This is a genomic window from Pseudomonadota bacterium (assembly GCA_022361155.1).
Taxonomy (GTDB): Bacteria; Myxococcota_A; Polyangia; order Polyangiales; family JAKSBK01; genus JAKSBK01.
The window spans coordinates 23540-29539 of the sequence record JAKSBK010000606.1; the positions used below are offsets into that span (position 1 = coordinate 23540).

Below are 6000 nucleotides of genomic sequence, written 5' to 3' on the forward strand. Positions count from 1 at the left end.
CGCTCGCGCGCGCTTTCGTGGAGCGTCAGGCGAATTTTTCAACCCTCCAACGCGCCGCCGAAAATGGCCGGCGCGGCGTTCGCGAGGGAAATTGCGCTCCAACCTGCCTTTTTGTCCGCGACGCAGGTCGCAATGTTGCCGGAGATCCGCTTTACTACGCGCGCGCCGCAAGAGCGCACCCTGGGACTGGACCCAACCTGGTGGGCGGGCATGGAGGCCAACGTGGCAAAGACTAACAGAAGAGCAGCAACCTGTGCGGGCTTGGTCGCATGCCTGAGTGCGGCCTGCGGCGGCGGCGACGGAGGGGTGGCGGGCACCGACTGGTGCGCGAATCCTATGGCCGCCGCACCACCGTACCGCGGCGACGCCGAACACGCGTACATCGTCGGCTGCATGGCCGTGGATCCCAACGACCCGATAACAGGCCATTCGATCACGGACGACGAGATGGGTGCCATGGCCGAGGAGATTTGCCAGATCGAGTACGCGTGTCCCACGACAGACCCTGCGAACCCGCGTCAAGGCATCGCGAGCCCGGGTTGCATGAACGAGGAGCTTCAGGTCGACACCGGTCTGGACTGGGACGGCGAGCACCATGGCCTCCAGATCGAGCTCAAGGGCAACTACCAGCTGGACAGGATGGCCGGCTTGCCGCGCATGTACACCGTGGTGCCGAAGGGCATGGAGATTCCTGGGATGGCGATTCGGGTCGATGGCGAGATCCGTCGGGTGTTCGACGGCTCGAAGCTCTACGAGGAAGTCGGCTCGTCGGGACTAGTGACCCTGCATAGGTTCGATGGCATGCCGGACCCAAACGGTATCATACAGGTCGTCGACGACCCTATCGCTACGACCTCCTGGGTGGGCTACAACTTCTTCGTGCAGTTCCCGACCGCAGGACACTGGATGGCCGGCTCGATCAGCGCGCCGTGCAGGGAGATCGACCTCAACGGTCCTTGATGTGGTGGCCGAGACTCCCCTGTCCACGTGGGGCTAGTAATTCGTGGCCGAGGGATCGTGAACAACCAGGCCGACAGGTCAACGCAGGCCTCGAAGAGGGGTCAGCGTGACGCGCATCGAGACGTTTGCCGCGAGCCGCCGACGAGGTTGGCGGCCGCGCGCTGGCTTGTTGGGCTGGTGTTGGCCCTTGGTGCGTCCGCATGCGGCGGCAGCCCGCCGCCGGAGCAACAAGCGCCTCGCACGACCTATGCGGTCCGCAAGACCGTGTCCAAGGGCTATTCGGAAGCCATGCGCGTGTTCCGGAGGGGAGACTGCACGCGGTTTCTGAAGAGAATGAAGGCTCAGGGGGCGGCCTGGGCGGTGGATCCGTGCGTGGTGACGCTCGTCAACGTCGCGAGCGCAAAGTGCGTTGCGAAGCTCGGCGACGCGGGCACGGCGATCGCCCTACTTCGCGCACAGGCCGAGCTTGGCTTGACCGCCGATGGCTATGCCGAGCTGGCAAGGCTCGAGCGCGGGGTCCCGCTGAGCGCCCCGTGTGGGATTGCCTTCCCCAACACCAAGCGGCTCGCGCCGCTGCTTCGCGTGCGGCCCAGGTACCCAGCGCAAGCTGCCAAGCATCGGATCGAGGGCTGGGTCGATCTGTCGTTTACGGTCACACCCGACGGTGAGGTCAGCGATATCGTGGTGGTCGATTCCAGACCGGCTCGCGTGTTCGACAGCAGCGCTGCCCGGGCGCTGAGACGGTGGCGCTATAAGCCTCTCGTCTATCGAGACAAGCCCGTTGCGCAGGTTTGCGAACAGGTTCGACTCGACTTCCGTATGCAAGACGCGGGCCAAGAAACTGGCTAGAAGCGAGCATGTACGCTCGCCATGGCGCCGCCGCGCACGGGCATCAGCGCGAAGGCAGGCGTGCGATCGCTTTCGGATGGGCTCCAGCTTCGAGGTCGACGAGCACCCACTGGCCACGCTGGCTTGCGGCATGGGCGGGATAGTGCGCGATCAGCGACTCCAACAGCCGTGTCGCTTCGGTCTTGCGGCCAGCGCCGAGAGCTCGGAAAGCGTCGTGGTACAGGTTCCAACCCGGGTCGGATCGGCTCTGTCGGCTCCAACCCGGGTCGGATCGGCTGTCAACCGCCGCAGCGCACACGGCCGAACGCAACGCTGACACGCTCCGGCACGCTGCCTGCCCTGCGCCTGCTACCTGCGCCACTCGAGGCCAACACCGGCGACGAATCCCTCGATCCACACCCGGTCGACGATCCCGTGAGGGCTGGAGAACACGCTCGTGTGCGACAGTCTTGCCCAGCCCGCGCTGAACAGCGCCAGCAGCGGAGCGTTGCCGCCAGCGGCGACGGGAGTCCGGTAGCCGAGCTCCGCCAGCTGTTGGCCGGCCACCGACGAGCCCGCGCGCACAAGCAAGCAGTGGCTTGACCACAGCGGCACCAGGCCCAGCAGATCGAACGAGGCCAAACCGAGCCTGCGGCGATGCACCACCAAGCCGCTGCGTGCCACCAGGTGCAGCGAGTCCTTGGCTCCGATGCGGGCCAGCGCAGGCAGCACAAGCCCCCAACCCTTGGGTTGCCCGAATTGCGGCTCGTTCACTGTTTGCGCTCCTGCGCCCAAGGCGAACTCTGTCGAGGCCGTGTCGTAGCCGATCAACAGCGAGGCTGCGACGGCTCGCGTGGATCCCATGCTCGAGGAGGCGAACCCGAGGGGCTCGAGCACAGCCGATACGTGCAGCGGGGAAGCGGCTCGGAAGCCCAACTCGAATTCGGCGAGCAGCCCGGGCACCCGTATGCCTCCCGACAGGAAATGGCGAACCTGGCCCCGCAGCTCCCAGCCTGTGGTGCGTGCAGGGTGCTCGAAAGCTCGCCCTCGAGGCGTCCTGGCGGAGCTCGGCAGCGCCAGCACGGGCCCCTCGACCGCTCCGGCGCGTACCCAAAGCTCCCCGTCGCGCTTGATCAGTGCCGTGGCCTCCTGCTTGGTAGCGAGGCGATCGACGACCCGCCAGTGGCCGCCCGCTACCCGCTCCAGCACCCATACGCCTGCTGGGCCGCAAGCCACGTAGAGACGACCCCGATGCACCCGAACCGCGCGCAGCACGCACACCCCGTAGCCATGGGGAGCCCCGTGCAAGGCGGCCCGGATCGCCCGTTCGTTTTGGCTCTGGGCTCCCGCTTGAGCAGCTGCCCGCGACGTCCAGCAAAGCGCAGCGATGCACAGCACGCTCGACACAGCACGAACGGCTGCAATCGCTCCTCCGCAGCGGTCTTCGCCCGCAACCCACGCGTCGCTCCGGGCTCGTCTCGTATGGATTAGCGCCTCCCCTGTGGCTCCCGTGCCTCAGCTGTGAGCCTGCGGCAACACGGGGCGGCCCTCCGACTCTGCATTACAACCCTGTCACATGCGCGCCGATCGCAGTCAACACGCGACACCAACTTCGCTCCCGCGTCCCGGGGCGTCTACCAGTGTCCCCAATAACCCCACAGGATCACGGATGAGGTCATTGACCTAGCTGCGGCTTGCCTGACCACCCCCGGACCGTCGACGATCGCACATCGCGGCCGTGGTCGTAACGTGGCCGTGGCCGTAGTCGTAGTCGTGGTCGTAGTCGTAGTCGTAGTCGTAATCGTGGCCGTAGTCGTGGCCGTAGTCGTGGCCGTAGTCGTGGCCGTGGCCGTAGTCGTAGTCGTAGTCGTAGTCGTAGTCGTGGCCGTAGTCGTGGCCCTGTTGCCATGGCCGGTACGGACCGGCGAGACCATGCAACTGATCGTCCGTATCGTGGAGTCAGGCGCTTGGCACGACGTCTGCTATATTCTTGATTCTTGGCGCAGGTCTTGCGGCAGCGGTGTGAGAGTCTTGCGGCAGCGGTGTGAGAGCCGCTCGGGAGCGGTTGTGCAACTGCCTGGAGCGATGCAGTCAAGGGAGGTTGGTATGGCGGGTCTTCGGTCGTTGAGGTGCAGGCCCCGAACCGTATGGCCGGCATGCACGGCATGGACGTCGCTCGTCGCGAGCGCGGCGATGGCGGTTGGCTGCGACGCGTTCGCAGCGCCCTTGGATCACGATCCCGACGCTCCGATCAAGGTAATCCCTACGGACGAGCGCAGTCCTGTTCGCGCGGACCCACTGCCGCCTCCGGTCGCAGGCGGCACGTTGGCCGTGGTGGCTTCGGGAACCCTCGCGGTGGCGTCCGACCCCGCCCGCGACCGGGTGTCCGTGGTTGACCTCGAGGAGCGGACGCTGCGTCACACGGTCAGGTTGCGCAAAGGCGACGAGCCCGGCCGAATGGCGCAGGACGCCGCCGGACGAGTGCACGTCGTGCTGCGCGGAGCTGGTGAGATCGCGACGCTCGACGTGACTGCCGGGCGCATAGCCATGCGGCGCCAGGTTTGCCGCACGCCGCGTGGCATCGCGTACGACAACGGCGTTGACGCGCTGCACGTGACGTGCGCCGAGGGCCAGCTGGTGCAGCTGCCGGCGGCAGGTGGGAACGTCACGCGCAAGGTCGCGGTGCCGATCGACGTTCGGGACGCGGTCTTGCACGCGGGCAGGCTTTATCTGAGCCGCTTCAGGAGCGCCGAGTTGCTCAGCGTGGGCCCGGATGGCGGCGTCGTGTCAGGCAAGACTCGGATCCCGGAGGGTTTCTCGGAGCCTGGTATACACTCCCACCCTCATCCGGGAACCAAGTTGATCCAGGTTCGGGCTGGCTCGACCCACGGGCCGCCACCCGAGCGGAGGTTCGAGCCCAATGGGGCGTGGCGTACGATCTCGGCGGGAGCGGGGCTCGTGATGTTGCACCAGCAAGCCGAGGCTTCGCAGATTCAGCTCGAGGCTTCCGCTGCCGATCCGCACGATCCCCGGGGAGCGGCTACCAGCCCCTACGGGGACAACGGCCAGGGTTGCGGTGGCATCGTGCGCACGGCGCTCACGACGTTCGTCACCGGCGTTGGAACAGCCCCGGCGAACGGTCCGGTCTTGACCACGTCGGTTCGGGGCTCTGTGCTGGGCGTCGACGTTGCAGCGGACCCCACGGGCCGGCTGGTGGCCGTGGCCTTCGCTGGCGAGCGTGACCTTGCTGCTCCTGCGCCCCGGAACGTGTTCGCCGACACCTTCGGGGGCCCCGCTCACCCGGAGATCGTAGCGGTGCGAGGGTCCGGAGCGCCTTCGACTGCTGTCGTCGTCTACGATCGGCTCGCAGTCGGAGCCGAATCGATGCACCCGGGCTTGAAGTGCGTGCGCGGCAGCCCCATGCCAGTCCAGGGCCAGCCCGTGGCAGTGGCCTACACGCCAGACTCTCGGCTTGTCGTCCAGAGTCGCGAGCCCGCTACGTTGACGTTGCTTGACGAGCACAACCCGGCAGCAGCGGGCACTGTTACGATCGCGCTCGGCGGTACCTCCGTGGCCGATACGGGTCATGACTTGTTCCATCGTGACACCGGGCAGGGCATTGCGTGCGCGGGTTGTCACCTCGAGGGCTCGGATGACGGTCACGTGTGGAGCTTCAGCGGTTTCGGGCGCCGCCGCACGCAAGCGCTCGACGTGGGCCTCGACGGTACGCAGCCGTTTCACTGGGACGGCGCGCTTGACGGCCTGGATGCGCTGATGGACGAGGTCTTCGTCGGGCGCATGGGCGGTGTCTGGCAGAGCCCCGAGCGCATGGAGGCGTTGCGGGACTGGCTGTTTGCGCTCGAGCCCAGGCCCGCGCCTCGTTCGCAGGCCGATCCGGCGGTCAAGCGCGGTGCCAAGCTCTTCGCCTCCGCCGACCTCGCTTGCGCTACCTGCCACTCGGGGCCGAAGCTGACCGATAACTCGAGCCAGGATGTGGGCACGGGGCGTCCGGGCGAGCGCTTTCAGGTGCCGTCGCTGCGCGCTATCGCCTACCGTGCACCCTTCATGCACGACGGCTGCGCGCAGACCCTGAGGCAGCGCTTCGACAAGGCCTGCGGCGGCGATAGGCACGGGCGCACCTCGCGGCTCTCGCCCGCGCAGCTCGACGATCTGGTAGCCTACCTCGAGTCGCTGTAAGGGGCTCGCCGCTAC

At 67.2% G+C, this 6000-nt stretch carries 6 protein-coding genes; 3 read left to right on the top strand and 3 right to left on the bottom strand.

The genetic code is table 11. From position 1 onward, the window contains the following. The first annotated feature begins 222 nt into the window (after nucleotides 1-222). Together MJD61_22930 and MJD61_22935 are read left to right on the top strand one after the other, a co-directional pair. Complete coding sequence (locus MJD61_22930) at nucleotides 223-960, top strand: hypothetical protein (GenBank protein MCG8558116.1); 738 nt, start codon at nucleotides 223-225, stop codon at nucleotides 958-960. Between the two features lie 57 nt (nucleotides 961-1017). After that, nucleotides 1018-1809, top strand: coding sequence for an energy transducer TonB (locus MJD61_22935; GenBank protein ID MCG8558117.1), 792 nt, complete (start codon nucleotides 1018-1020; stop codon nucleotides 1807-1809). Nucleotides 1810-1852: 43 nt separating this feature from the next. Here the strand turns inward: MJD61_22935 and MJD61_22940 are convergent, their stop codons facing one another. From MJD61_22940 to MJD61_22950, 3 genes are all read right to left on the bottom strand, one after another. After that, nucleotides 1853-2128, bottom strand: coding sequence for a hypothetical protein (locus MJD61_22940; GenBank protein ID MCG8558118.1), 276 nt, complete (start codon nucleotides 2126-2128; stop codon nucleotides 1853-1855). A 29-nt stretch (nucleotides 2129-2157) separates the two neighbouring features. After that, nucleotides 2158-3195 (bottom strand): hypothetical protein, encoded by a 1038-nt coding sequence (locus tag MJD61_22945; protein MCG8558119.1) that lies wholly within the window; start codon nucleotides 3193-3195, stop codon nucleotides 2158-2160. A 276-nt stretch (nucleotides 3196-3471) separates the two neighbouring features. Further along, nucleotides 3472-3726, bottom strand: coding sequence for a hypothetical protein (locus MJD61_22950; protein ID MCG8558120.1), 255 nt, complete (start codon nucleotides 3724-3726; stop codon nucleotides 3472-3474). Between the two features lie 168 nt (nucleotides 3727-3894). Here MJD61_22950 and MJD61_22955 point away from each other — a divergent pair, with 168 nt between their 5' ends. Further along, nucleotides 3895-5985: a c-type cytochrome gene (locus MJD61_22955; protein ID MCG8558121.1), complete on the top strand. Its 2091-nt coding sequence runs from the start codon at nucleotides 3895-3897 to the stop codon at nucleotides 5983-5985. Nucleotides 5986-6000 lie beyond the last annotated feature (15 nt).